Genomic DNA, 22,475 nt, shown 5'->3' on the forward strand with positions numbered 1-22,475 from the left:
ATGGGGGAGGACTGAACGCTTATGGCGATGACGGGTGTGGTGAAGGACGAGCTGAGCCGCCTGCCGGTGCTGAAGCCCTGCTGCCGCAAGGCGGAGGTCTCCACGCTGCTGCGGTTCGCGAGCGGGCTGCACCTGGTGGGCGGGCGCATCGTGATCGAGGCCGAGCTCGACACCAACGCCACCGCACGGCGGCTGATCAAGGACATCGGCGAGGTGTTCGGCCACAAGGCCGAGGTCATGGTGCTGGCGCCGGCGGGGCTGCGCAAGGGCTCGCGCTACGTCGTGCGGGTCTACAAGGACGGCGAGGCGCTGGCCAGGCAGACCGGCCTGATCGACAACCACGGGCGCCCGGTGCGCGGGCTGCCGCGCCAGGTGGTGGCGGGGGCGGCGTGTGATTCCGAGGCCGCCTGGCGGGGGGCGTTCCTGGCGCACGGCTCGCTCACCGAGCCGGGCCGGTCGATGTCGCTGGAGGTCACCTGCCCGGGCCCGGAGGCCGCGCTGGCGCTGGTGGGGGCGGCGCGGCGGCTGAAGATCCACGCCAAGGCGCGCGAGGTGCGCGGGGTGGACCGGGTCGTGGTGCGCGACGGCGACGCCATCAGCGCGCTGCTGACGCGGCTGGGCGCGCACGACAGCGTGCTGGCCTGGGAGGAGCGGCGGATGCGCCGCGAGGTGCGGGCCACCGCCAACCGGCTGGCCAACTTCGACGACGCCAACCTGCGCCGCTCGGCGCGGGCCGCGGTGGCGGCCGGGGCGCGGGTGCAGCGGGCGCTGGAGATCCTGGGCGACGACGCGCCCGAGCACCTGGTGACGGCCGGGCGGCTGCGCGTGGAGCACAAGCAGGCCTCTCTGGAGGAGCTGGGCCAGCTCGCCGACCCGCCGCTGACCAAGGACGCCATCGCGGGCCGCATCCGCCGCCTGCTGGCCATGGCCGACAAGCGCGCCGCCGACCTGGGCATCCCCAACACGGAGGCGAACCTGACCGCCGAGATGCTCGCCCCCTGACCGATCGTCTTCCGGTACGGCCGTGCCGGGGCGGCGTCAGTCCTGGCGGGGGGTGAACAGGTCGCCGGGCTGGGCGGTGGCGGGACGGGGCGGGACGACGGGCTCGAAGGCGCCCCGATACTCGGCGTCGTCCTCCTCGACCGCCGGCTCGGAGGCGGAGGCGCCGCGCTCGGCGTCCACGGCGTCCACGGCGTCCACGGCCGCGTCGTCGCGGGCGCGCAGGCGCAGCACGCGCCGCAGGACCAGGAGGAAGGCCGTGGCCCCAGCGAGGGCCGCCAGCGTCCACAGCGTCCAGGCCTTCTTGGGCGGTTCGGCGACCCACTGGCGGGCCACCTCAGCGAAGACCGCGGCCAGCTCGGCGGCGTCGCCGGGCTGGGGCCGGCCGCCCACGGGGTACACGGTGCCCTGCGCGGAGTCGAGCGTGACGGCGGCGAGCACGCCCAGCGCGCCGGCGGCGCCGCCGTACAGGAAGGCCAGCGGCGGGAGGAGCAGGCTGCGCGGCCGGACCGCGCACAGGGCCAGCCCGACGAGGAGCCCGGTGAGCAGGGCGAGGCCGCCGTGGAACGGCCAGCCGTCGGCGAAGCGGACCACCGCGCGGGGGAGGCGGTCGTCGAACCACAGTGCCGCTCCCGTGGCCGCCGCCCCGGCCAGCGTCGCGACAAAGCCGACCACCAAGCCGGCGGCAAGTCCGGATCGCCGAGAAGGCATGCGTCCCCCAGAGTCTCCCCGTTTTACTCTGACGAGTGGGGCACTTTACTTCATGGCCGCAAATCTCGTCCAAAGAACGAGGTGAAAGAGATGGGCCCTGAAGAGGTCTAAACCAATCCTGTTCCGATAGTGTTCGTGGTTGAGGTTTCAGCCCGCATCACGTACGAGGAGATCGGTTTCCGTGAGCATCCGCGTAGGCGTCAACGGCTTCGGCCGCATCGGCCGCAACTTCTGGCGAGCGGTCGCCGCGAGCGGCAAGGACATCGAGATCGTCGCCGTCAACGACCTGACTGACAACGCGACGCTCGCCCATCTGCTGAAGTACGACAGCATCCTCGGCCGCCTGCCGTACGAGGTGAAGGCCACCAGCGACGAGATCACCGTCGACGGCAAGGCGATCAAGGTCTTCGAGGAGCGCGACCCGGCCAAGCTGCCCTGGGGCGACCTCGGCGTGGACGTGGTGGTGGAGTCGACCGGCCTGTTCACCGACGCGACCAAGGCCAAGGTGCACGCCGACAACGGCGCCAAGAAGGTCATCATCTCCGCGCCGGCCAAGAACGAGGACGTCACCATCGTCATGGGCGTCAACCACGACGTCTACGACCCGGCCAAGCACACGATCATCTCCAACGCCTCCTGCACCACCAATTGCCTGGCCCCGATGGCCAAGGTCATCCACGACACCTTCGGCATCGAGAAGGGTCTGATGACCACCATCCACGCCTACACCCAGGACCAGAACCTGCAGGACGGCCCGCACAAGGACCTGCGCCGCGCCCGCGCCGCCGCGCTCAACGTGGTGCCGACCTCCACCGGCGCCGCCAAGGCCATCGGCCTGGTGCTGCCGGAGCTGAAGGGCAAGCTCGACGGCTTCGCCATGCGCGTTCCGATCCCGACCGGCTCGGCCACCGACCTGACCGTCGACGTCTCCCGCGAGGTCAGCGTCGAGGAGGTCAACGCCGCGATGAAGGCTGCCGCCGAGGGGCCGCTGAAGGGCATCCTGTCCTACACCGAGGACGAGATCGTCTCCGCCGACATCGTCACCGACCCGGCCTCCTGCATCTTCGACGCGGGCCTGACCAAGGTCATCGGCAACCAGGTCAAGGTCGTGGGCTGGTACGACAACGAGTGGGGCTACTCCAACCGCCTGGCCGACCTCATCGAGCTGGTGGGCCGCGACCTGTGACCATGCGCACGATCGACGATCTCGACGTGAAGGGGCGGCGCGTGCTGGTGCGCGCCGACCTCAACGTGCCGCTCGAGGACGGGCGGATCACCGACGACGGGCGCATCCGCGCCTCCGTGCCGACCATCAGGGCCCTGCTCGGCCGGGGCGCCAAGGTGATCGTCTGCGCGCACCTGGGCCGCCCCAAGGGCCGGCCCAAGCCGGAGTACTCCCTGCGTCCCGTCGCCGCCCGCCTGGGCGAGCTGCTGGGCCGCGAGGTCGCCTTCGCGACCGACGTGGTGGGCGAGTCCGCCCAGGCCACGGTGCGCGGCCTGGAGGACGGCCAGGTGGCGCTGCTGGAGAACCTGCGCTACGAGCCGGGCGAGGAGTCCAAGGACGACGCGGAACGGCAGGCCTTCGCCCAGCGGCTCGCGGAGCTCGCCGAGCTGTACGTGGGCGACGGGTTCGGCGCGGTGCACCGCAGGCACGCCAGCGTCTACGACGTGCCCAGGCTGCTGCCGCACGCGGCGGGCGGGCTGGTCGTGGCCGAGGTGGAGGTGCTGCGCAAGCTGACCGAGCACCCCGAGCGCCCCTACGTGGTCGTGCTCGGCGGCGCGAAGGTCTCCGACAAGCTGGGCGTCATCGCCAACCTGCTGACCAAGGTCGACCGGCTGCTCATCGGCGGCGGCATGGCCTACACCTTCCTCAAGGCGCAGGGCCACGAGGTCGGCCGGTCGCTGCTGCAGGAGGACCAGCTCGACGACGTGCGCGGCTTCCTCAACGAGGCGGCCAAGCGCGGCGTGGAGCTCGTGCTGCCGGTCGACGTGCTGGCGGCCACGCACTTCGCCGAGGACGCGCCGCACGAGGTGGTCGACGCCACGGCCATCCCGGCCGACCGGCAGGGGCTCGACATCGGCCCGCGCACCCGCGAGCTGTTCGCGGGCAGGCTGGCCGACGCCCGCACGGTGTTCTGGAACGGCCCGATGGGCGTCTTCGAGTTCGAGGCGTTCTCGGGCGGCACGCGGGCGATCGCCGAGGCGCTGGTCACGTCCGAGGCGTTCACCGTGGTGGGCGGCGGCGACTCGGCGGCGGCCGTCCGCAAGCTGGGCCTGCCGGAGGACGGCTTCTCGCACATCTCCACCGGAGGCGGTGCGAGCCTGGAATACCTGGAGGGCAAGACCCTCCCCGGACTCGCCGCACTGGAGGAGTAGCCGTGCGCAAGCCGCTCATGGCCGGCAACTGGAAGATGAACCTCAACCACCTCGAGGCCATCGCCCTGGTGCAGAAGCTGGCCTTCGCCCTGACGGACAAGGACTTCGACAACGTCGAGGTGGCGGTGCTGCCGCCGTACACCGACCTGCGCAGCGTGCAGACCCTGGTCGACGGGGACAGGCTGCGCATCGTGTACGGCGCGCAGGACCTGTCCGCCCACGACGCCGGCGCCTACACCGGCGAGATCTCCGGCGCGATGCTGGCCAAGCTCGGCTGCACCTACGTGGTGGTGGGGCACTCGGAGCGCCGGCAGTACCACGGCGAGGACGACGCCCTGGTCAACGCCAAGGTCCACGCCGCGCTGCGGCACTCGCTCACGCCGATCCTGTGCGTGGGCGAGGCGCTGCCGATCCGCCAGGCCGGCGGCCACGTGGCCTTCACGGTCTCCCAGCTCGACGGTGCGCTGCGCAAGGTGACCGCGGAGCAGGCACAATCGGTGGTGGTGGCCTACGAGCCGGTGTGGGCGATCGGCACCGGCGAGGTGGCCACGCCCGAGGACGCCCAGGAGGTCTGCGAGGCGCTGCGCAGGCGACTCGCCGAGCTGTACGACCCCCAGGTGGCCGATGGTATCCGTATCCTGTACGGAGGCTCGGTGAAGTCCGGCAACATCGCGGGGATCATGGCTCAGCCCGACGTCGACGGCGCGCTCGTGGGCGGCGCGAGCATCGACGCGGGGGAGTTCGTGAAGATCTGCCGGTTCACCGAAATGTCGGGCTAACCATGACATATCGGAGGCGCGACTTGACAACAGGTCGTACCCTCTAGAAGCAAGTTTGAATCGTCACGCAGTCCAGAGCACCGAAAGAACAGGTCTACCGTGGTCATTGGAATCTCCATCGCCCTGATCCTGGCGAGCTTGCTCATGATCCTGCTCGTCCTGCTCCACAAGGGCAAGGGCGGCGGTCTGTCCGACATGTTCGGCGGCGGCTTCTCGTCGAACTTCGGGGGTTCCTCGGTGGTCGAGCGCAACCTCGACCGGCTCACCGTCATCACGGGCGCGGTCTGGCTGGTCTGCATCATCGCTCTGGGCCTGCTGCTCAAGCCGTAGGCAGCGCAGGTTCGCACGCGCGTGACAGTGATTCTTCCCCCGTGTCCCGCGGGGCGTTCGAGCGAGGAGTTCATCCGTGGGTAGTGGCAACGCGATCCGTGGCAGCCGGGTAGGCGCGGGCCCGATGGGCGAGGCCGAGCGCGGCGAGGCCGCCCCCAGAGTGCGGGTCTCGTTCTGGTGCGCGAACATGCACGAGACGCGCCCCAGTTTCGCCAGCGACGCGGCGATCCCCGAGCTGTGGGACTGCCCGCGCTGCGGCCTGCCCGCCGGTCAGGACCAGTCCAATCCGCCTGCGCCGCCGAAGAACGAGCCCTACAAGACGCATCTGGCGTACGTCAAGGAGCGCAGGAGCGACAAGGACGGCAAGGCCATCCTCGAAGAGGCGCTGGAGCGGCTGCGCATGAACAAGAGCCCCTGGTGACCGGCGGCTGACCGGCCCCCGCCGATCTTCGGCGGGGGCTTTCGCCGTATCGCGCCTTTTGGGGTGGTACGGCCGTGCACAATGATCTCCATGATGCTGAGGAGCGCCGTCGTGGCGCTGCTGATCACGGGCCTGCCGGCTGCTCCCGCCGAGGCGTCGGCCTCCTGGCGGCCCACCTGGACGGGGAGCCTCGCCTTCCACGAGCGCGACCACGAGATCGACGGCGAGCGCGCGATCGCCTTCGACTGGGCGGATCGTGAGACCTGGCACATGCTGCGCTGGGACGGCAGGCGGTGGAAGCGGGCGGCCACCCCGGCGGCCTTCCGCAAGGCGGCGCACGCCAGGATCAGCGGCCCGTGGGTGTTCGGCGACGTGCGAGGCGGCACACGCGGCGGGACCATTCACACCTGGCGGGTGTCGGGCAACCGCTGGAGCGACCATCCGATCCCGGGCGCCGGCCGGCTGGCCGACGCCGTCGCGACCGCCGACGGCCAGGCGTGGGTGGCGAGCTCCGGCGGGAGGATCTGGCGCTGGGACGGCGCCTCCTGGGCCCGCCAGGACGCCCCCAGGGCCGTCTCCAGGCTGCTGGCGGCCGGACCCGGCGACATCTGGGCGCTGAGCGCCGACGGGAAGACGCCCCTGCACTGGGACGGCGGTCAGTGGATCGAGACGTCGCTCCCCGGCGACTCGCTGCCGCCCAAGCCGAAGGGCGGCTTCTCAGGGGCGTGCGGCTCCACGCTCACCGAACCGGCCGTCGAGATCACCGACTGGGCCACCGGCGCCGGCGGCGAGGTGTGGGCCTCGGCCGAGATTCGCTCGCACCTCACCAAGTGCGTCGGCCACGTCTACACGAGGCTCGGGGACTTCGCCCTGCACTGGGACGGCCGGCAGTGGCGGCGCGTCACCCCGCCCGCCAAGGACGTCGACCTCCAGCACGTGGCGATCGCGGCGTCCGGCGACGTCGTCTTCACCGATGACGCCCTCACGCTGCCGCGCCTGTTCCTCCTGCGGGAAGGCAGGTGGCGGACCCTGAAGCCGCCCCGGCACCTCACGGAGGCCCTGGCACTGGGCCGGACGCCCGCCGGGCGCCTATGGCTGTGGGGCGACCTCTCGGACGCCCGGGAGAGGATCTACGAGCTCTCGTAGACCGCCTCCCCGTTTAGGAACGTCATGCGCACCCGCGTCGTCCAGATGTCGCCCGGGTCCAGCCGGAACGGGTCGCGGTCCAGCACGACCAGGTCGGCGGGGCGGCCGGGCTCGATGACGCCCGCCGGGGAGCGGTTGATCCACGCCGATCCGGCCGTGTAGGCGGTCAGCGCCGTCGCCAGGTCGATGCGCTGCTCGGGCAGGAACGGCGTCTGCGCGGTCGGGTAGCCGGCGTGGACCGAGCCGCCGGGTTCGGTACGGTTGACCGCCACGTGGAGCGCCTGGACGGGATCGGCGTTGGACACCGGCCAGTCGCTGCCCGCGCAGAACCGGGCGCCCGCCTTGCGCAGGTCGGCGAACGGGTACTGCCAGGCGGAGCGCTCCTCGCCGAGGAACGGGATCGTCAGCTCATCCATCTGGGCGTGGTGCGTGGCCCACAGCATCTGCAGGTTGGCCGTCACGCCGAGGGCGGCGAAGCGCGGCACGTCGGACGGCTCGATGATCTGCAGGTGCGCGATGTGGTGGCGGTTGGCCGGGTCGGTGCCCTCCAGGCTGTCCAGCGCCTCGCGCACCGCCCGCTCGCCGATCGCGTGGAAGTGCACCTGGAAGCCGTGCCGGTCCAGCTGGGCGACGTACTCCTTCAGCTTGCCGGGGTCGACGTAGGACAGGCCGGTGCCGCCGCACCTGCAGTACGGCTCCAGCACGGCGGCGGTGAAGTTCTCGGTGATGCCGTCCTGCATGATCTTGACCGAGGTGGCGCGGAAGCGCTCCAGGTGCTCGGCCGAGCGGCGGCGCTCGACCAACTCCTCGATCTGGTCGGCGCCGCGGGTGCGGTCCCACCACAGCGCGCCCACCACGCGGGCCTTGAGCGTGCCGCGCCCGGCGGCGGACAGGTAGGTCGGCAGCTGGTCGTCCGACCCGGCGTAGGAGCCGACGATGGCGTCCTGCCAGCCGGTGACGCCGAGCGTGAACAGGTGCCGCTGGGCGTCCAGGAGGGCGTCGTCGAGGTCACGGGCCGTGGGGCGGGGGGTGAGCAGGCCGACGAGGTCCATGGCGCCCTCGTGCAGCACGCCGGTGGGCGTGCCGTCCGGGTCGCGCTCGATCCTGCCGTCGGCGGGGTCGGGGGTGTCCCTGGTGATGCCCGCCCGCTCCAGGGCCCTGGTGTTCACCCAGGCCGCGTGGTGGTCCCGCTGGATCAGGTAGGCCGGGCGGTCGAGGAAGTCGAGCTGCTCGCGGCGCGGCAGGCCGCCGGGGAAGGCCGACATGTCCCAGCCGCCGCCGTCGATCCACTCCCTGCCGGGATCGCTCTCGGCGTAGGCGGCGACCTTGGCCAGGTAGGCGTCCAGGCCGTACACCTCGGACAGGTCGCACTTGGCCCGCTCCAGCCCGGCCTGGACGGGATGGATGTGCGCGTCGGTGAAGCCGGGCGTGAGCAGCCCGCCGTCCAGGTCCACCGTCTCGTGCCCGGGGGAGGCCGCCCCGGCCAGCTCGGCCTCGCCGCCCACGGCCGCGATCACGCCGTCGCGGACCAGCACGGCCTCGGCGAACCCGCCCGCCGCGGTGAACACGCGCCCGCCTCGGAAGAGGATCTCCATTGCTCTCCTTGTCGAATGAGTGGGGTGGGCGACCTTCAGTGGCCGGTGACTTCGGTGGCCGGTGACTTCAGTACCGCCGACTTCAGTGCCCGGTGATGAGGTCGGCGAAGCGGGCCAGGACGGACGTGCGGCGCATCGTGCGCTCCCGGGCGTCGGCCATCCGGTACAGCCGGTACATGGAGTGCACCCCGAGCCACCGCAGCGGCTCGGGCTCCCAGGCGCGCACCTTCCGCCCGACCCACGGCAGCGTGACGAGCTCGGTGTCCTCTCCCAGGATGAGGTCGCGCAGCGTGCGCCCCGCCAGGTTGGCCGTCGTGACGCCGTGGCCGGTGTACCCGCCCGCCCAGCCGAGCCCCGTGGCCGGGTCCAGGTGCACGGTGGAGCACCAGTCGCGCGGCACCCCCAGCACCCCCGACCAGGCGTGCGCGACCGACGAGGAGGCCGCGGCCGGGAAGAAGTCCACCAGCAGCCGCCACAGCGCCTCCACGGTCCAGTCGTGGGTGTGCCCGCGGGCGTCCACCCTCGACCCGTAAAGGTACGGCCGGCCGCGCCCGCCGAAGGCGATGCGCCCGTCGGCGGTCCGCTGGGCGTACATGTAGTAGTGCGCCGTGTCGCCCAGCAGCTCGCTGCCCGACCAGCCCACGGACTCCCAGAACGACTCCGGCAGCGGCTCGGTCACGATCATGGAGCTGTTCATGGGGAGCCACTGGCGGCGCAGCCCGCGCAGGCGCGGCGTGAAGCCCTCGGTCGCGCGGATCACGAACTTCCCCGTCACCGTGCCGTAGGGGGTCACCGCCCGCCGGGGGGCGATGGCGGTCACCGGTGTCTGCTCATACAGCTCCACCCCCAGCTCCCTGACGACGCGCGCGAGCCCCTGGACCAGCTTGGCCGGCTGGATGCGGGCGCAGTGCGGGCTCCACGCCGCCTCCACGGCCCCCGCGACCCGCAGCCGCGCCTCCCGCTCCTCCGGCGGCAGCAGCCGCAGGTCCGCCTGCTCCAGGCCCCAGGCCCGCAGACCCGAGACGTGCGCGCGCAACCGTGACGCCTGCGCCGTGTTGCGCGCGACGGTGAGCACGCCGCCCTTGACGATGTCGGCGTCGATGCCCTCTTTGGCGCACACGTCGATCACCTCGTCGATGGAGGCGAACATCTCCCGCTGCAGCGCCCGCACCGCGTCGGCGCCATGGGTCCTGGCGTAGCGGGCGTGCGAGCCTGCCAGGTCGCCGGTCAGCCAGCCGCCGTTGCGGCCGGACGCGCCGAACCCGGCGAACTCCTGCTCCAGCACCACCACGCGCAGCTCGGGCGCGGAGCGCTTGAGGTAGTACGCGGTCCACAGCCCGGTGTACCCGGCCCCCACGATGACGACGTCGGCCGACAGCGACCCCTCCAGCCGCGGCCCGGGCGCGGGCACGCCGGAGGACCGGTACCAGAACGAGACGTCACCATTGACGAAACCGGCGGAAAGCGGAACGCGCGTACTCATGAGCCCACATCATGCCATTCACCTAGAAACACCCACGTAGCGGCGGTGTAACAGACCTCCCGCATGCTGGAGGACATGGGATTCCTGCGCATCAGAACGACGGTCGACGAACGACCCGGCAGGCTCGCCAAGCTGGCCGCGGCGCTGGCCGAGCGGGGCGGCAACATCCTGGGCCTGAGCGTCCAGCCCGACGTCGACGGCACGGTCGACGAGTTCGTCGCGGACATCCCGGCCTCCCCGGAGGCCGTCAGGCAGGCCCTGGAGGCGGCGGGCGGCAGGCGGGTGCGGGTCGTCCCCGCCACCGCGCACGAGCTGACCGACGAGCCCACCCGGGTGCTGCTGCTGGCCGCGCGGCTGCGCGCCACCCCGTGGCGCCTGCCGGAGCTGCTGGCCGAGCTGCTGCGCGCGGACGACGCCCGGTGGATCTATGGTGAAGCGGTGAACGATCTTCCCGACCCGACCCAGCTGGTGGTGCGCGTGACCGACAAGCGGTCGGTACGGCTGCGCCGTACCGGCCTGCCCTTCACGTTGACCGAGTCGGCCAGGGCGGCGGCGCTGGTCCGCCTGGCCCAGCCGCCCGCCGAGGACCGCGGCGGCGACCGGGAGATCACGCTGTCGGACGGCACCCGCCTGGAGGTGCGCCCGCTCACCCCGATGTACCGCGAGGCCGTCCGCGACCTGCACGAGCGGTGCTCGCCGGAGTCGCGCAGGTTCCGCTACTTCACCTCGCTGCCGGCGCTGCCGCCGCGCGTGTTCGACCGCATGTGCGACCGCGGCCGCGGCCTGTCGCTGGTGGCGGGCCACGACGGGCAGGTCGTGGCGGTGGCGAACCTGATGTTCACCCCGGACCCCGGCATCGCCGAGATGGCCTTCCTGGTCGAGGACCGCTGGCAGGGCCGCGGCCTGGGCACGCTCCTGGCCGGGAAGCTGGTGCGGGCGGCCAGGGACCTGGGCTACGCCGAGGTGCGCGCCACCCTGCTGTCGGACAACGTGCGCATGCGCCGGCTGATGGTGAGGCTGGGCGCCACGCTGAGCTACACCGACGACCCGGGCGTGGTGGAGGCGCGGCTATCCGTCGGTGCCGGTGTCCTGGTCTGAGCCGGAGTCGCGGCGGCCCTCCAGAGCCTCCAGGCGGGCCTCGATGCGGTCCAGGCTCTGCTGGATGCGGTCCAGCCGTTCCAGAAGCTCCCGCTCGACGGCCGAGCGGCCGTGCTCGGCCCCGGGCCGCTTGTGCCGGATCCGCTCCACGACCCGCTCGCGCAGGTCGGCCAGGTTCAGCCCCTGGCCGGTCAGCACCTGCGCGGCCACCCCCTCGCCCTCGCGGATGAGGCCGAGCAGGATGTGCTCGGTGCCGATGTAGGTGTGGTGGAGCTGCAGCGCCTCCCGCAGCGACAGCTCCAGCACCTTCTTGGCACGCGGCGTGAAGGGGATGTGCCCGGCGGCGACCTCGGTCGCGCCCACGCCGATGATGTCCTTCACCGCGCGGCGCACCGTCTCGAGGTCCACCCCGGCGTCCCTGAGGACCTGGCAGGCCAGGCCCTCGTGGTCGTGGAGGAGCCCGAGCAGGATGTGCTCGGTGCCGATGTAGTTGTGGTGCAGCATCCGGGCCTCGTCCTGGGCCAGGACGACGACGCGGCGGGCGCGGTCGGAGAAGCGTTCGAACACGTCGGCCTCCGGAGGAGCGGGCGACCATGAGCGCTGTTTCCACTATGCGCTACAAGTCCCCATCGAGGGGTATCCCCCTTGCGTGGATCTTGACGAGGTCGCCGACCGGCTCTACGCGCTCCCGCCCGGCGAGTTCACCGCCGCCCGGGACGCCGAGGCCCGCGCCGCCAAGGAGGCGGGCGACGTACGGCTCGCCCGCGAGATCGGCAGGCTCCGCAAGCCCACGGTCTCGGCCTGGGCGGTCAACCGGGCCGCGCGCGAGCACCCGGGGGAGCTGGCGGAGCTGGTCCGGCTGGGGGAGGAGCTGCGCGCCGCCTGGGAGCGGCACGACGCCGACGCGCTGGCGGCGCTGACGCAGCGCCGGGGCACGGTCACCGGCAGGCTGTCCCGGCTGATCCGCGACCGGGCGGGCCTGTCGGCCGCGGCGGCCGCCGAGGTGGACCAGACCCTCGACGCCGCGGTGGTCGACGCCGAGGCCGCCGAGCAGGTACGGCGGGGCCGCCTGGCCAAGCCCCTCAGCTACAGCGGCTTCGCCCCCGCCCCCGTCCCCAGGCAACGGCCGCCCCGCAGGGCCAGGCCGTCCCAGGAGGAGGCCGGGCAGGCCGAGGAACGGCGGGCCAGAGCGCGGCGGGAGGCGCAGGCCGACCTCGAGCAGTGGCGCGAGAGGCTGGGGCAGGCCGAGCGCGAACGCCAGGATCGGGCCGGGCGCGTGGCCGAGCTGGAGCGGGAGCTCGCCCAGGCCAAGAGGGAGCTCGCCGAGGCGGGCCAGCGGCTGGAGGTGGCCAGGCGGGAGGAGCGGAACGCGCGCCGACGCCTGGAGGCGCTATAGGGTGTACGAAACGGTACCGTACACCCGGAGGGTCCCATGAAGACCGCCATCGTCACCGGCGGCAACGCCGGCATCGGCCTGCCCACCGCGCGGGAGCTGGCCAGGAGAGGCATGCGGGTGATCGTCGCCGCCCGCTCGCCCGAGAAGGGGCGGGCGGCGGCCGAGCTGATCCGCCGGGAGGTGCCGGGCGCGCAGGTCGTCCACGGCCGGCTCGACCTGGCCGACCTGGGCTCCGTGCGGGAGTTCGCCGCGGGCGTCGAGGCGGTCGACGTGCTGGTCAACAACGCCGGCATCGGGATGATCCCGCGCGGGGAGACCAGGGACGGCTTCGAGCTGCAGTTCGGCGTCAACCACCTCGGGCACTTCGCGCTCACCGGCCTGCTGCTGCCGTTGCTGCTCAAGAGCCCCGGCGCGCGGGTGGTCACCGTCTCCAGCGACGCGCACAAGGCCGGGCGGCTCGACTTCGCCGACCTCGGCCTGACTCGCGGCTACGGACGGTTCAGCGCCTACGGCCGGTCCAAGCTGGCCAACCTGCTCTTCGCCCTGGAACTCGACCGGCGGGCCAGGCGGTCGGGGGCCGGCCTGGTCAGCGTCGCCACCCACCCCGGCGCCACCGCCACCGGCATCTTCAAGGTCGGGCCGCTCCAGCCGCTGCTGAGGGTCTTCCTCCAGTCCGCCGAGGCCGGCGCCCGGCCGTCCGTCCACGCCGCCACCTCGCCGGAGATCCGCGGCGGCGAGTACATCGGCCCTCGCCTCAAGCTCCTCACGCCCTCCCCCGACGCCCGCTCCGCCGAACTGGCGGCACGGCTGTGGGAGGTGTCCGCCGAGCTCACCGGCGTACGATTCGAGGAGATCGCCCATCGATGAAGGACGTGTACGTGGCGCCATTGGATCCGGACCGGGAGACAGCCATCCTCGACGCCACGCTGCAACTGCTGTCGGAGGTCGGCTACGACCGCATGTCCATCGACCAGATCGCCAGGCGCGCCAGGGCCAGCAAGGCGACGATCTACCGCCGCTGGGCCGGCAAGCCGGAGCTGGTCGTGGACGTGATCTGCCGCCGCTTCGATGCGGAGGCCGCCGCCGAGGCCGCCGACACCGGCTCGCTGCGCGGCGATGTGATCTCGCTGGTGGCCGCGCTCTGCCGGAAGGTGGAGCGCAAACACTCGGTGGTCATGGGACTGTCCTCGACGCTCGTCTCCCACCAGGAGCTGGCCCGCACGCTGCGCGCCCACATGCCCGTGAAGGACGTGACCGGCGCCGCGGCGCTGCTGGAGCGGGCGGGGCTGGGCGGCAAGGTGGATCCGGCCAGGCTGCACTCCGTGGCCGAGGCGATGGTCTGGCATCGGATGATCTTCGTCGGGCCGCCGCTGGACGACGACTTCGCCGCCAGGACGGCCGACGAGATCCTGCTGCCGCTCATCCAGGCATGGGCCACATCTTGACATTCTTGTGGGAGATTAAGCCGAAAAGTCTGGAAATATCACCCTGAAAGGACGATCGTCGGGCGGTATGACGATCGACGCCTTCATCGACGCCCTGCCCAAGGTCGAGCTGCACGTCCACCTCGTCGGCTCGGCCTCGGTGCCCACCGTGCTGGAGCTGGCCAGGCGGCATCCCGACGGCGGCGTGCCCACGAACGAGGAGGAGCTGCGCGCCTTCTACACCTTCCGCGACTTTTCCGACTTCGCCCGCGTCTACCAGCGCGTCAACGCCCTGGTGCGCGAGCCGGAGGACGTCGCCACGCTGGTGACCGGCCTGGCCCGCGACCTGGCCGCACAGAACGGCCGCTACGCCGAGCTGCAGGTCACGCCTTACTCCCACTGGCGCATGGGCCTGCCGATGCCCGCCGTGACCGAGGCGCTGGACCTGGCCGCCCGGCAGGCGCAGGAGGAGTACGGCGTGCGGATCGCCTACATCTTCGACATCCCGGGCGAGTACGGGGAGGAGGCGGCCAAGGTCACGCTACGGCACGCGCTGGAGCATCCTCCCGTGGCTTTGACAGGTTTCGGGCTGGCCGGCATCGAGCAGGAGCGCGGGCCGTACCGGCAGGCCTTCCGCGACGCCTTCACCGCGGCCCGCGCGGCGGGCCTGCACAGCGTCCCGCACGGCGGCGAGATGACCGGGCCCGAGACGATCTGGGAGGTGATCGACGGCCTCGGCGCCGAGCGCATCGGCCACGGCATCAGCTGCCTGGCCGACCCCAGGCTGGTGGACTGCCTGCGCGAACGGCAGCTGCCGCTGGACGTGTGCCCCACCTCCAACGTGTGCACCGGGCAGGTGGCCGCGATCGAGGACCACCCGCTGCCCAGGCTGCTGGCCGAGGGGCTGTTCGTGACCATCAACAGCGACGACCCGCCCATGTTCGGCACCACGCTGACCGACGAGTACCGGATCGCGGCCCGCGTCTTCGGGCTGGGCCAGGCGGAGCTGGCCCGGCTGGCGGCCAACGCGGTGACGGCCTCGTTCCTGCCGGAGCCGGACAAGCAGCGGCTGCTGGCGGAGATCAGGACCGCAGCAGGTGCCTGATCACCGCCGCCACGCCCACCGCGCCGAGGGCGCCCACCGGCAGCACGACCGCGAGCGGCACTCCGGCCAGCAACGGTGGCCCCAGCTGGACGGCCAGGCCGAGCAGCGCCGACAGGCCGACGACGAGCGCGACGCGCAGCGCCCAGCCGCCCAGCAGCCGCGCCGGCACGTCCGCGGCGACCGGCACCTGCGCGCCCAGAGCGGCGGCGCTGTGGTGGACGTACAGCAGGCAGCCCAGCAGCAGCGCCGTGGCGGCGGTGGGCGTCTCGCCGTAGATCATCCCGCCCGCGACCCACAGCGTGAAGGCGATGGCGAGCGTGGCGCCCACCGCGGCCGAGCGCGGCCGGACGGCCGAGCACACCGACACCACGACGACGATGACGGGCCAGGCCAGGCGCTCGGTGAACGGGGCCGGGAGCGCCACGGCGAGCGCCGCGGCGCCCGCCACCGCCACCACGCACCGCACGAGCAGCGCCGAGAGGGTGACCTTCGGCCACGCGGTCGGCTTGGCCGGCTTCGACGGCCTGTCCGGGTTGCCCGGCTTCGACGGCTTGCCCGAGGTGGTCGGGTTGGCCGAGGTGGTCGGGTTGGTCGGGCTGGCTGGCTTGGTCGAGTCGGTGGGCTTCATCGGCGCATCTCCGCCCGCGTCACGTCGCGCAGCACGGCGTCCAGGCTGGCCGAGCCGTGCCAGGGCTCGACCGGCACACCGGACTCGCGCAGCCGGTCCAGGAAGTTCTCGCGCTCCAGCCGCCAGATCCGCTCGGGCAGGCTCCCGGCCCGCCCGGTGCCGAGCGTGTCCACGGCCACGAGGGGACGCCGGGAGACGGCCAGCGCGGTCAGCCCGGCCACGCTGCGCTCGTCCACCAGCGGCGTCAGCATGAACACCAGCCCGCGCCCGCGCGGCAGGGCCGAGGTCAGCAGCCGCTCGCCCGCCTCGTCGCCGCTGCCGCCGTGGGGCCTGACCCCGGCCAGCCACTCCAGCGCCGCCAGCAGGTGCCTGCGGCCCGTGCCCGCGCGCAGCCTGCGCGGCAGCGAGCCGAACTCCGTCAGCGTCACACGGTCGCCGGTCGAGGCGTAGTGGCCCGCTATCGCCGCCGCGGCCCTGACCGCGGTGCCGAGCGCCGTCTCGTGCAGCACGTCGATCATGATGACGATCTCGGCGTCGCGCTCCGACAGCGTCGCGTTGACGTGGGTCTCGCCCGTGCGCACGGTGGTGCGCCAGTCGATGCGGCGCAGCCGGTCGCCGGGCTGGAAGCGCCGCACGCCCGCCAGCTCGCCGCCCTCGCCGGGGCGGCGCGAGCGGTGCGCGCCCGACAGCCCGGCGGCGTGCGGCAGCTGGGCGCGGGAGGTGAAGGAATCGGCCAGGGGCAGGACGGCCACCCGCCGCACCGGCACCCGGAACTCCGGCAGCTCCAGCAGCCCGTCGCAGGCGAAGGACGTCACGTGGACCGGGCCGACCTCCAGCACGCCCCAGGTCGTGGCGGTGTAGCCGAAGGCGACCCCGGCGGCGCGGCCCGGCCGTACCGGAACGGCGCGGTGGCGGGAGCCGTAGGCGGGCTGGAGCTGGGGCGCGGCGCGCGGGGTGAGCAGGCAGTGCATCGGCTCGGCGCCACGGACGGTCACCTTGGCGCCGACCACCTCGCCTCCAGGACGGACACCGCCTCCAGGCTCAGGTCGGCCCGCGGCGCGCCGGCGGGCCGCCTGCTCAGCGCGGCCACCGCCCCGACGACCATGGGCACGGCCACCAGCAGCACGTCGGGGCGGCCCAGGAACAGGGCCAGCAGCGGCGCGACGGCGGCCAGCACGGCCACGCGCCGCAGCGCGGGCGTGGGGGCCCAGCGCGGCGGGCCCGCCGCGTTCCCCTGCGAGCTCATCGGCCGCTGTAGGAGGGCAGCTGGGCCGAGGCCGGGACGGGCACCTGCTCGCACACCTCGGCGACCACGGCCGCCGGGTCGACCTTGCGCAGCCACACCTCCGGGCGCAACGCGATCCGGTGGGCCAGGGCGGGCACGGCCAGGTGCTTGACGTCCTCCGGGATCACGTAGTCGCGACCTTGCAGGACGGCCCTGGCCCGGGAGGCGAGCAGCAGCGCGAGGGAGCCGCGGGGCGAGGCGCCCATCTGGACCTGCGGATGCCCGCGGGTGGCCGCGGCCAGGTCGACCATGTAGCGGGCGACAGAGTCGTCGACGGCGACGTCCTCCAGCGCCTCCTGCATGGCCATGAGCGTCCGGGCGTCCACCACCGGTTCGAGCACGCTCTCCTCCCGCCTGCGCGCCATGCGCCGGGTGAGCACCTCGACCTCCTCCTCGGCGGTGGGGTAGCCGAAGGACACCCGCAGCAGGAAGCGGTCCAGCTGGGCCTCGGGCAGGGGATAGGTGCCCTCGTACTCGACGGGGTTGGCGGTGGCCAGCACGTGGAACGGCGAGCTGAGCGGGTGCGTGACGCCCTCGACGCTGACCTGCCGCTCCTGCATGGCCTCCAGCAGCGCGGCCTGGGTCTTGGGCGGGGTGCGGTTGATCTCGTCGGCGAGCAGCAGGTCGGTGAAGACCGGGCCGCGGCGGAACTCGAACTCTCCGGTGCGCTGGTTGTACAGGTACGAGCCGGTCACGTCCGAGGGCAGCAGGTCGGGGGTGAACTGCAGGCGGCGGAAGTCCAGGCCGAGGGCCTGGGCGATGCTGCGCGCGGTGAGCGTCTTGGCCAGGCCAGGGAAGTCCTCGAGCAGCACGTGGCCGCCCGCCAGGATCCCGGTCAGCACGGTCTCCAGCGCCTCGCGCTTGCCCACCACGACGGTCTCGACGCGGTCGAGCACGGCCCGCGCCAGGCGGCAGACCTCCGGCAGGTCCATCTACGTCTCCTCGATGCGGGTGATGAGCCGGGCCAGCTCGGCCTCGGACGGTACGCGGGCCACGGGAGAGGTCAGCATGGCGTGCGCCTCCTCGCCGAGGACGGCCGCCGCCTCGGCGAGACCGACGCCGTGCCGGCGCCGCAGCCGCTCGTCGGCGATCTCGGCCAGCCGCGCGAGGACCGTGCGCCGGAAGCGCTCGGGGTCCTCGCGGCCCGCCGACAGCCGCAGCCGCCACAGGTCCACCCCGGTGGACACGCGCGGCGCGTGGAGCGCGGTCTGGGACGAGCGCGGGCGCAAGGCGGGCGGCCTGGGGCGGGGGAGCGCGCGGGTCAGCGCGAAGACGGCGAGCCCGGCCCCGGCCAGCGCGGCGGCGCGCCAGCCTGGCATCTCGTAGCCGAGGGACGCCATGGCCGGGGGACCGGCGAACCAGGCGAGCACGGTCCCCGCGGCGACGATCAGCATCCAGCGCGTGCTCATGCGCGGTTCTCCCCGGACGCCGGACGGCTCGGCCTCATGGGCGGGCTCCCCGCGAAGGCCAGGCGGCTCGGCCTCATGCGCGGCTCCCTCCGAACGCCAGGAGGCTCAGCGCCCGCCGGGCCGTCGCGCGCAGCTCTTCGGGGACGTCGTGCGGCGCGTACCGGGCCAGGCGGTAGGCGCCGGCCAGCTCGTCCAGCGCCTCCCGCTCGACGCCTTCGCCGCCCAGCAGCCGCGCCACCAGGTCGGCCGGGGTGTCGGACACCCGCCGCGGGACGCCCGCCTCCGCGGCGGCCCGCTCCAGCCGCAGCCAGCACGCGATGACCGCGCGGCGGGGATCGTCGCCCTCGTCCAGCTCCGCCAGGCCGGCCAGCACCGCGGCCCTGGCCTGCTCGGTGTCCTCCTCCAGCTCCATGGCCGGGCCGCGGGCCGCCGTCCTGGGCGGCGCGCCCCGGTCGCGCAGCAGGTGCTTGAGGATGGTGTAGAGGATGGCGCCGGCGGTCACCAGCAACAGGGCCACGATCACGCTGCCGGCGAGGGTGACCCACAGGTCGGTGTCGAAACCGCTCTCGCGGAAGCCGAAGACGCCCTCCTCCTCCTTGCGCTGGTCCACCGTCTTGATCTGGTCGGCCCGGCCCAGCCAGCTGAAGTCGCCGATCCTGGAGGTGAAGTCGCCCTCCACGCCCCCGGCCACCCCGGCGGCCGTCCCGGCGCACACCAGCGCCACGGCCGCCAGGACCGGCGGCAGCCACGGCCGTAGCCGCATGTGTGAACCTCCCCGTGATCGTGGCCATAGTGTCAGCCAACCCGCCGGAATGTCCACATACGGCCTTCCGGGCCGGATCTACGGCGAGGCGATGCGTCCCATGCTCGGCGGGATCTTCGCGGCCGCCGCCCGGTCCAGCAGGAACAGCGTCCGCTGCCGCCCCCTCGCGCCCGCGGCGGGCACCTGCACCGGGCCGGAGTCCGACAGCGCCAGCCGTACCGCGCCGGACTTCTCCTCGCCCGCGGCCACCACCCACACCTCGCGGGCGGCCTGGATCGAGGGCAGGGTCAGCGAGATCCGGGTGGGCGGCGGCTTGGGCGAGCCGTGGACGGCGACGACCGGACGGGTGTCGTACAGCGCCGGCATGCCCGGGAAGAGCGAGGCGACGTGGGTGTCGGGGCCCATGCCCAGCAGCAGGATGTCGAAGGACGGCACCGGGCCGTGGTCCTCCGGGCGGGCCGCCTGGCGCAGCTCGGCGGCGTACGCCTCGGCGGACTCCTCGGCGGTCATCCCCGAGTCGGGGCCGCGCATGACGTGGACGCGGGCGGGATCGACGTCGACGTGGTCGAGCAGGGCCTTGCGCGCCCCCGTCTCGTTGCGCTCGGGGTCGCCGGAGGGCAGGAAGCGCTCATCGCCCCACCACACGTCCAGGCGCCGCCAGTCGACCGCGTCCCGCGCCGGGGTCTCGGCGATCGCGGCCAGCGTCGCGATGCCCACCGTCCCGCCGGTCAGGACGATGGAGGCGGACCCCTTGGCGGACTGGGCGTCGACCAGGCGGGTGATGATGCGCGCCGCGACGGCCTTGGCGAGCACGTCGGCGTCGCGGTGCACGACTACGTTGGGAACACTCACAGTCTTAACTCTTTCATGGGCGACGCCCGCCGATGCCCCTTGATCGCCGTGGCGGCGGCTCGGGCGGGTGCCGGGCCGCCGCCGGACGGGTGGGACGGTCAGGAGCGGTGGGAGCGGGCGACCCGCTTGACCGCCGACTCGAAGATCTCGTCGGGGTCCAGCCGCCTGAGCTCCTCGGCCAGCAGCTCGGAGGTGTGCCGACGGGCCAAGGCGACGTGCCTGTCGGGCTGGCCCGGGCGCGACAGCGTCGCCAGACGCCCGTCGCCGCGCGTGAGCGCCAGCTCCCCGTCAGGCAGCGACAGCCGTACCGCCGTCAGCCCAGGCCCCGCCGACTCGGCGAGCTTCACCGGCGCGTCGAGCCGGTCAGACAGCCAGGCCGCCAGCAGCGGAGCGCTCGGGTGCCGCGCCGGGGCCTCCACGAAGCCCTTCCTGACCCTCCCCACCGGCTGGTCGAAGGCCGCCGCCAGCAGGCTGCGCCAGGGGGTGAGCCGGGTCCAGGCCATGTCGGTGTCCCCGGGCGTGTAGCCCTTGGCGAGCGTGACCAGCGCCGCGATGCCGTCGGGAGCCGACCGCGCGTCGGTGATCCGCCGTTGGCCCAGCGCCCCGATCGGGTCCTTGGCCGGTACGGCGGGCGCCTGCCCCGGCCACCAGACGACCACCGGCGTGTCGGGCAGCAGCAGCGGGCTGACCACCGAGTCGGCGTGCTCGGTCAGCTCGCCGTACAGCCGCAGCACGACCACCTCGCCCGGCGTGGACTCCCCGATGCGCAGCTCGGCGTCCAGCCGGTTGGCCTCCTCCCGCTCCCGGTTGATGACCGCCAGGATGCGGGAGGGATGCTCGCGCGCCGCCTCGGTGGCGGCCTTGAGCGCGTCGTACTGGTCGCGCTCGTCGGTGACCACCACGAGCGTGAGCACCATGCCGATGGCCGGGGCGCCCATCTGGTGGCGCAGGTGCGTGAGCTGGCTGGAGATCTTGCCCGCGGTGGTGTCGGTCAGTGCGAACGCGGTCATCAGAGCCGCCTCCAGGTGCGCCCGTCACGGGCCATCATGGCGTCGGCCGAGGGCGGGCCCCACGTGCCGGCCGGATAGGGCTCCGGCTGGCCCTGGGTGGCCCAGAACTCCTCGATCGGATCGAGGATCTGCCAGGACAGCTCCACCTCCCGCTGGTGCGGGAACAGCGGCGGGTCGCCGATCATGACGTCCAGCAGCAGCCGCTCGTAGGCCTCCGGGGAGGACTCCATGAACGACTCGCCGTAGGCGAAGTCCATGGAGACGTCGCGCACCTCCATGGCCGTGCCCGGCACCTTCGACCCGAACCGCACCGTGACCCCCTCGTCCGGCTGGACCCGGATGACCAGGGCGTTCTGCCCGAGGATCTCGGTGTCGTCCTTGCTGAAGGGCAGGTGCGGGGCGCGCTGGAACACCACGGCCACCTCGGTGACGCGGCGGCCCAGGCGCTTGCCCGTGCGCAGGTAGAACGGCACGCCCGCCCAGCGCCGGTTGGCGATCTCCAGCTTGATGGCCGCGTAGGTCTCGGTGATGGAGTCGGCGGGGATGCCCTCCTCCTCCAGGTAGCCGACGACCTTCTGGCCGCCCTGCCACCCGGCGGCGTACTGGCCGCGCGCGGTGCCGAGGGCCAGGTCGGCGGGCAGCCGTACGGCCTGCAGCACCTTCTCCTTCTCCCGGCGCAGCGCCTTGGCGTCGAAGGAGGTCGGGTCCTCCATCGCCACCAGCGCCAGCAGCTGGAGCAGGTGGTTCTGGATCACGTCGCGCGCCGCGCCGATGCCGTCGTAGTAGCCCGCGCGGCCACCGATGCCGATGTCCTCGGCCATGGTGATCTGCACGTGGTCGACGAAGCTGCGGTTCCAGATCGGCTCATACAGGTTGTTGGCGAAGCGCAGCGCCATGATGTTCTGGACGGTCTCCTTGCCCAGGTAGTGGTCGATCCGGAAGATCGACGACTCGGGGAAGACCTCCGTGGTGATCTCGTTGAGCTCGCGGGCGCTGTGCAGGTCGTGGCCGAAGGGCTTCTCGATGACCACGCGCCGCCAGGAGCCCTCCGGCGGGCTCGCCAGGCCTGTCCGCTTGAGCTGCTGGACCACCGTGGGGAAGAACTTCGGCGGGATCGACAGGTAGAAGGCGTAGTTGCCGCCGGTGCCGCGGGTCTGGTCGATCTCCTTCAGCGCCATCGCCAGCGCGTCGAAGGCGCCGTCGTCGGTGAACTCGCCGGGCACGAAGTGGATGCCCTCGCTCAGCTGCTTCCAGACCTCCTCCCGGAAGGGGGTCCTGGCGTGCTCCTTTACCGCGTCGTGGGTGACCTGGGCGAAGTCCTCGTCCTGCCAGTCGCGGCGGGCGAAGCCGATCAGGGAGAAGCCCGGCGGCAGCAGGCCGCGGTTGCCCAGGTCGTAGATCGCCGGCAGCAGCTTGCGCTTGGCCAGGTCGCCGGTCACGCCGAAGAGCACCAGCACGCAGGGGCCCGCGACGCGGGGCAGCCGCTTGTCGCGGGGGTCGCGCAGCGGGTTGGCCGCCGCCACCTCGCTGGTGGTGGCGGTGCCCGCCACGGCGGCGGCGGCCGTGACCGTCTCCTCGGCCGGCGCCGCCGGCTCGGGCACGGCCTCGCTCGGCGCCTCGGCGGTCTTGCTCCGAGCTCCCCGGTTGCCGCTCGGATCGGTCATG

25 protein-coding genes are annotated in these 22,475 nt (G+C 73.1%); 12 read left to right on the forward strand and 13 right to left on the reverse strand.

Going from position 1 to position 22,475, the window contains the following annotated elements; genetic code table 11:
- Positions 1 to 21 precede the first annotated feature (21 nt).
- On the forward strand, positions 22 to 1,002 hold the full coding sequence (gene whiA, locus BSB02_RS08725; protein ID WP_084958194.1) for a DNA-binding protein WhiA: 981 nt from the start codon (positions 22 to 24) through the stop codon (positions 1,000 to 1,002).
- 36 nt (positions 1,003 to 1,038) lie between these two features.
- Here whiA and BSB02_RS08730 read toward each other — a convergent pair whose 3' ends face one another.
- Positions 1,039 to 1,674, reverse strand: a complete 636-nt coding sequence (locus BSB02_RS08730) for a hypothetical protein (RefSeq protein WP_143590397.1) — start codon at positions 1,672 to 1,674, stop codon at positions 1,039 to 1,041.
- A 217-nt stretch (positions 1,675 to 1,891) separates the two neighbouring features.
- Here BSB02_RS08730 and gap point away from each other — a divergent pair, with 217 nt between their 5' ends.
- The 6 genes from gap to BSB02_RS08760 all read left to right on the forward strand — a co-directional run bounded on the left by gap (position 1,892) and on the right by BSB02_RS08760 (position 6,762).
- The gene (gene gap / locus BSB02_RS08735) at positions 1,892 to 2,896 is read left to right on the forward strand and encodes a type I glyceraldehyde-3-phosphate dehydrogenase (RefSeq protein WP_084958196.1); all 1,005 of its coding nucleotides are present in this window, start codon (positions 1,892 to 1,894) and stop codon (positions 2,894 to 2,896) included.
- Between the two features lie 2 nt (positions 2,897 to 2,898).
- Positions 2,899 to 4,086 (forward strand): phosphoglycerate kinase, encoded by a 1,188-nt coding sequence (locus BSB02_RS08740; protein WP_084958197.1) that lies wholly within the window; start codon positions 2,899 to 2,901, stop codon positions 4,084 to 4,086.
- 17 nt (positions 4,087 to 4,103) lie between these two features.
- Positions 4,104 to 4,865 carry a triose-phosphate isomerase gene (gene tpiA / locus BSB02_RS08745; protein ID WP_084958401.1) on the forward strand — a complete coding sequence of 254 codons (762 nt, stop codon included), beginning with the start codon at positions 4,104 to 4,106 and terminating at the stop codon, positions 4,863 to 4,865.
- A gap of 99 nt (positions 4,866 to 4,964) precedes the next feature.
- Positions 4,965 to 5,195, forward strand: a complete 231-nt coding sequence (secG, locus tag BSB02_RS08750; RefSeq protein WP_084958198.1) for a preprotein translocase subunit SecG — start codon at positions 4,965 to 4,967, stop codon at positions 5,193 to 5,195.
- Between the two features lie 76 nt (positions 5,196 to 5,271).
- The gene (locus BSB02_RS08755; RefSeq protein WP_084958199.1) at positions 5,272 to 5,616 is read left to right on the forward strand and encodes an RNA polymerase-binding protein RbpA; all 345 of its coding nucleotides are present in this window, start codon (positions 5,272 to 5,274) and stop codon (positions 5,614 to 5,616) included.
- 90 nt (positions 5,617 to 5,706) lie between these two features.
- Positions 5,707 to 6,762, forward strand: coding sequence for a beta propeller repeat protein (locus BSB02_RS08760; protein ID WP_084958200.1), 1,056 nt, complete (start codon positions 5,707 to 5,709; stop codon positions 6,760 to 6,762).
- Here the strand turns inward: BSB02_RS08760 and BSB02_RS08765 are convergent.
- Both BSB02_RS08765 and BSB02_RS08770 read right to left on the reverse strand, forming a co-directional pair.
- Positions 6,747 to 8,357 (reverse strand): amidohydrolase, encoded by a 1,611-nt coding sequence (locus BSB02_RS08765; RefSeq protein WP_084958201.1) that lies wholly within the window; start codon positions 8,355 to 8,357, stop codon positions 6,747 to 6,749. The genes BSB02_RS08760 and BSB02_RS08765 overlap by 16 nt on opposite strands.
- A gap of 82 nt (positions 8,358 to 8,439) precedes the next feature.
- A complete protein-coding gene (locus BSB02_RS08770; protein WP_084958202.1) occupies positions 8,440 to 9,840 on the reverse strand; it encodes an NAD(P)/FAD-dependent oxidoreductase in 1,401 nt (466 codons plus the stop codon).
- Between the two features lie 75 nt (positions 9,841 to 9,915).
- Between BSB02_RS08770 and BSB02_RS08775 the strand changes: the two genes are divergently transcribed.
- Positions 9,916 to 10,938: a GNAT family N-acetyltransferase gene (locus tag BSB02_RS08775; RefSeq protein WP_084958402.1), complete on the forward strand. Its 1,023-nt coding sequence runs from the start codon at positions 9,916 to 9,918 to the stop codon at positions 10,936 to 10,938.
- On the opposite strand, the gene BSB02_RS08780 is transcribed toward BSB02_RS08775, so the two are convergent.
- Positions 10,909 to 11,505, reverse strand: a complete 597-nt coding sequence (locus BSB02_RS08780) for a Clp protease N-terminal domain-containing protein (RefSeq protein WP_084958203.1) — start codon at positions 11,503 to 11,505, stop codon at positions 10,909 to 10,911. The two genes, BSB02_RS08775 and BSB02_RS08780, sit on opposite strands and share 30 nt — an antisense overlap.
- Positions 11,506 to 11,587: 82 nt before the next feature.
- Here BSB02_RS08780 and BSB02_RS08785 point away from each other — a divergent pair, with 82 nt between their 5' ends.
- From BSB02_RS08785 to add, 4 genes are all read left to right on the forward strand, one after another.
- Entirely contained in the window at positions 11,588 to 12,334 is a 747-nt protein-coding gene (locus tag BSB02_RS08785; protein ID WP_084958204.1) for a hypothetical protein, read from the forward strand.
- Positions 12,335 to 12,370: 36 nt separating this feature from the next.
- Complete coding sequence (locus tag BSB02_RS08790) at positions 12,371 to 13,201, forward strand: oxidoreductase (RefSeq protein WP_084958205.1); 831 nt, start codon at positions 12,371 to 12,373, stop codon at positions 13,199 to 13,201.
- Positions 13,198 to 13,779 carry a TetR/AcrR family transcriptional regulator gene (locus BSB02_RS08795; RefSeq protein WP_084958206.1) on the forward strand — a complete coding sequence of 194 codons (582 nt, stop codon included), beginning with the start codon at positions 13,198 to 13,200 and terminating at the stop codon, positions 13,777 to 13,779. The genes BSB02_RS08790 and BSB02_RS08795 overlap by 4 nt, the downstream gene beginning before the upstream one ends.
- A 67-nt stretch (positions 13,780 to 13,846) precedes the next feature.
- A complete protein-coding gene (add, locus tag BSB02_RS08800; protein WP_084958207.1) occupies positions 13,847 to 14,863 on the forward strand; it encodes an adenosine deaminase in 1,017 nt (338 codons plus the stop codon).
- Here the strand turns inward: add and BSB02_RS08805 are convergent.
- From BSB02_RS08805 to zwf, 9 genes are all read right to left on the reverse strand, one after another.
- Positions 14,841 to 15,491 carry a hypothetical protein gene (locus BSB02_RS08805; protein ID WP_084958208.1) on the reverse strand — a complete coding sequence of 217 codons (651 nt, stop codon included), beginning with the start codon at positions 15,489 to 15,491 and terminating at the stop codon, positions 14,841 to 14,843. The two genes, add and BSB02_RS08805, sit on opposite strands and share 23 nt — an antisense overlap.
- The gene (locus BSB02_RS08810) at positions 15,488 to 16,501 is read right to left on the reverse strand and encodes a DUF58 domain-containing protein (protein ID WP_084958209.1); all 1,014 of its coding nucleotides are present in this window, start codon (positions 16,499 to 16,501) and stop codon (positions 15,488 to 15,490) included. The genes BSB02_RS08805 and BSB02_RS08810 overlap by 4 nt, the downstream gene beginning before the upstream one ends.
- Entirely contained in the window at positions 16,483 to 16,737 is a 255-nt protein-coding gene (locus BSB02_RS08815; RefSeq protein WP_084958210.1) for a hypothetical protein, read from the reverse strand. Before BSB02_RS08815 ends, BSB02_RS08810 begins: the two co-directional genes overlap by 19 nt.
- A complete protein-coding gene (locus BSB02_RS08820) occupies positions 16,734 to 17,708 on the reverse strand; it encodes an AAA family ATPase (RefSeq protein WP_084958211.1) in 975 nt (324 codons plus the stop codon). Before BSB02_RS08820 ends, BSB02_RS08815 begins: the two co-directional genes overlap by 4 nt.
- Positions 17,709 to 18,185 (reverse strand): hypothetical protein, encoded by a 477-nt coding sequence (locus tag BSB02_RS08825; protein WP_084958212.1) that lies wholly within the window; start codon positions 18,183 to 18,185, stop codon positions 17,709 to 17,711. It abuts the gene before it with no gap.
- Positions 18,186 to 18,258: 73 nt separating this feature from the next.
- Positions 18,259 to 18,948 (reverse strand): DUF4129 domain-containing protein, encoded by a 690-nt coding sequence (locus BSB02_RS08830; RefSeq protein WP_084958213.1) that lies wholly within the window; start codon positions 18,946 to 18,948, stop codon positions 18,259 to 18,261.
- Between the two features lie 78 nt (positions 18,949 to 19,026).
- The gene (gene pgl, locus BSB02_RS08835) at positions 19,027 to 19,800 is read right to left on the reverse strand and encodes a 6-phosphogluconolactonase (RefSeq protein WP_084958214.1); all 774 of its coding nucleotides are present in this window, start codon (positions 19,798 to 19,800) and stop codon (positions 19,027 to 19,029) included.
- A gap of 98 nt (positions 19,801 to 19,898) precedes the next feature.
- Positions 19,899 to 20,810 (reverse strand): glucose-6-phosphate dehydrogenase assembly protein OpcA, encoded by a 912-nt coding sequence (locus BSB02_RS08840; RefSeq protein WP_084958215.1) that lies wholly within the window; start codon positions 20,808 to 20,810, stop codon positions 19,899 to 19,901.
- Positions 20,810 to 22,474 (reverse strand): glucose-6-phosphate dehydrogenase, encoded by a 1,665-nt coding sequence (gene zwf, locus BSB02_RS08845; protein ID WP_240506286.1) that lies wholly within the window; start codon positions 22,472 to 22,474, stop codon positions 20,810 to 20,812. Before zwf ends, BSB02_RS08840 begins: the two co-directional genes overlap by 1 nt.
- Between the last annotated feature and the right edge of the window lies 1 nt (position 22,475).

Origin of the sequence: Thermoactinospora rubra (assembly GCF_002093975.1) — a bacterium.
In the GTDB taxonomy this organism is placed as follows: domain Bacteria; phylum Actinomycetota; class Actinomycetes; order Streptosporangiales; family Streptosporangiaceae; genus Nonomuraea; species Nonomuraea rubra_A.

Bases quoted from the DNA above. Each gene is read 5' to 3' on its own strand.
- whiA (WP_084958194.1), top strand. From the start codon at position 22: ATGGCGATGACGGGTGTGGTGAAGGACGAGCTGAGCCGCCTGCCGGTG.
- BSB02_RS08740 (WP_084958197.1), top strand. From the start codon at position 2,899: ATGCGCACGATCGACGATCTCGACGTGAAGGGGCGGCGCGTGCTGGTG.
- tpiA (WP_084958401.1), top strand. From the start codon at position 4,104: ATGGCCGGCAACTGGAAGATGAACCTCAACCACCTCGAGGCCATCGCC.
- BSB02_RS08760 (WP_084958200.1), top strand. From the start codon at position 5,707: ATGATGCTGAGGAGCGCCGTCGTGGCGCTGCTGATCACGGGCCTGCCG.
- BSB02_RS08765 (WP_084958201.1), bottom strand. From the start codon at position 8,357: ATGGAGATCCTCTTCCGAGGCGGGCGCGTGTTCACCGCGGCGGGCGGG.
- BSB02_RS08770 (WP_084958202.1), bottom strand. From the start codon at position 9,840: ATGAGTACGCGCGTTCCGCTTTCCGCCGGTTTCGTCAATGGTGACGTC.
- BSB02_RS08775 (WP_084958402.1), top strand. From the start codon at position 9,916: ATGGGATTCCTGCGCATCAGAACGACGGTCGACGAACGACCCGGCAGG.
- BSB02_RS08790 (WP_084958205.1), top strand. From the start codon at position 12,371: ATGAAGACCGCCATCGTCACCGGCGGCAACGCCGGCATCGGCCTGCCC.
- BSB02_RS08795 (WP_084958206.1), top strand. From the start codon at position 13,198: ATGAAGGACGTGTACGTGGCGCCATTGGATCCGGACCGGGAGACAGCC.
- add (WP_084958207.1), top strand. From the start codon at position 13,847: ATGACGATCGACGCCTTCATCGACGCCCTGCCCAAGGTCGAGCTGCAC.
- BSB02_RS08805 (WP_084958208.1), bottom strand. From the start codon at position 15,491: ATGAAGCCCACCGACTCGACCAAGCCAGCCAGCCCGACCAACCCGACC.
- BSB02_RS08815 (WP_084958210.1), bottom strand. From the start codon at position 16,737: ATGAGCTCGCAGGGGAACGCGGCGGGCCCGCCGCGCTGGGCCCCCACG.
- BSB02_RS08820 (WP_084958211.1), bottom strand. From the start codon at position 17,708: ATGGACCTGCCGGAGGTCTGCCGCCTGGCGCGGGCCGTGCTCGACCGC.
- BSB02_RS08825 (WP_084958212.1), bottom strand. From the start codon at position 18,185: ATGAGCACGCGCTGGATGCTGATCGTCGCCGCGGGGACCGTGCTCGCC.
- BSB02_RS08830 (WP_084958213.1), bottom strand. From the start codon at position 18,948: ATGCGGCTACGGCCGTGGCTGCCGCCGGTCCTGGCGGCCGTGGCGCTG.
- BSB02_RS08840 (WP_084958215.1), bottom strand. From the start codon at position 20,810: ATGACCGCGTTCGCACTGACCGACACCACCGCGGGCAAGATCTCCAGC.
- zwf (WP_240506286.1), bottom strand. From the start codon at position 22,474: ATGACCGATCCGAGCGGCAACCGGGGAGCTCGGAGCAAGACCGCCGAG.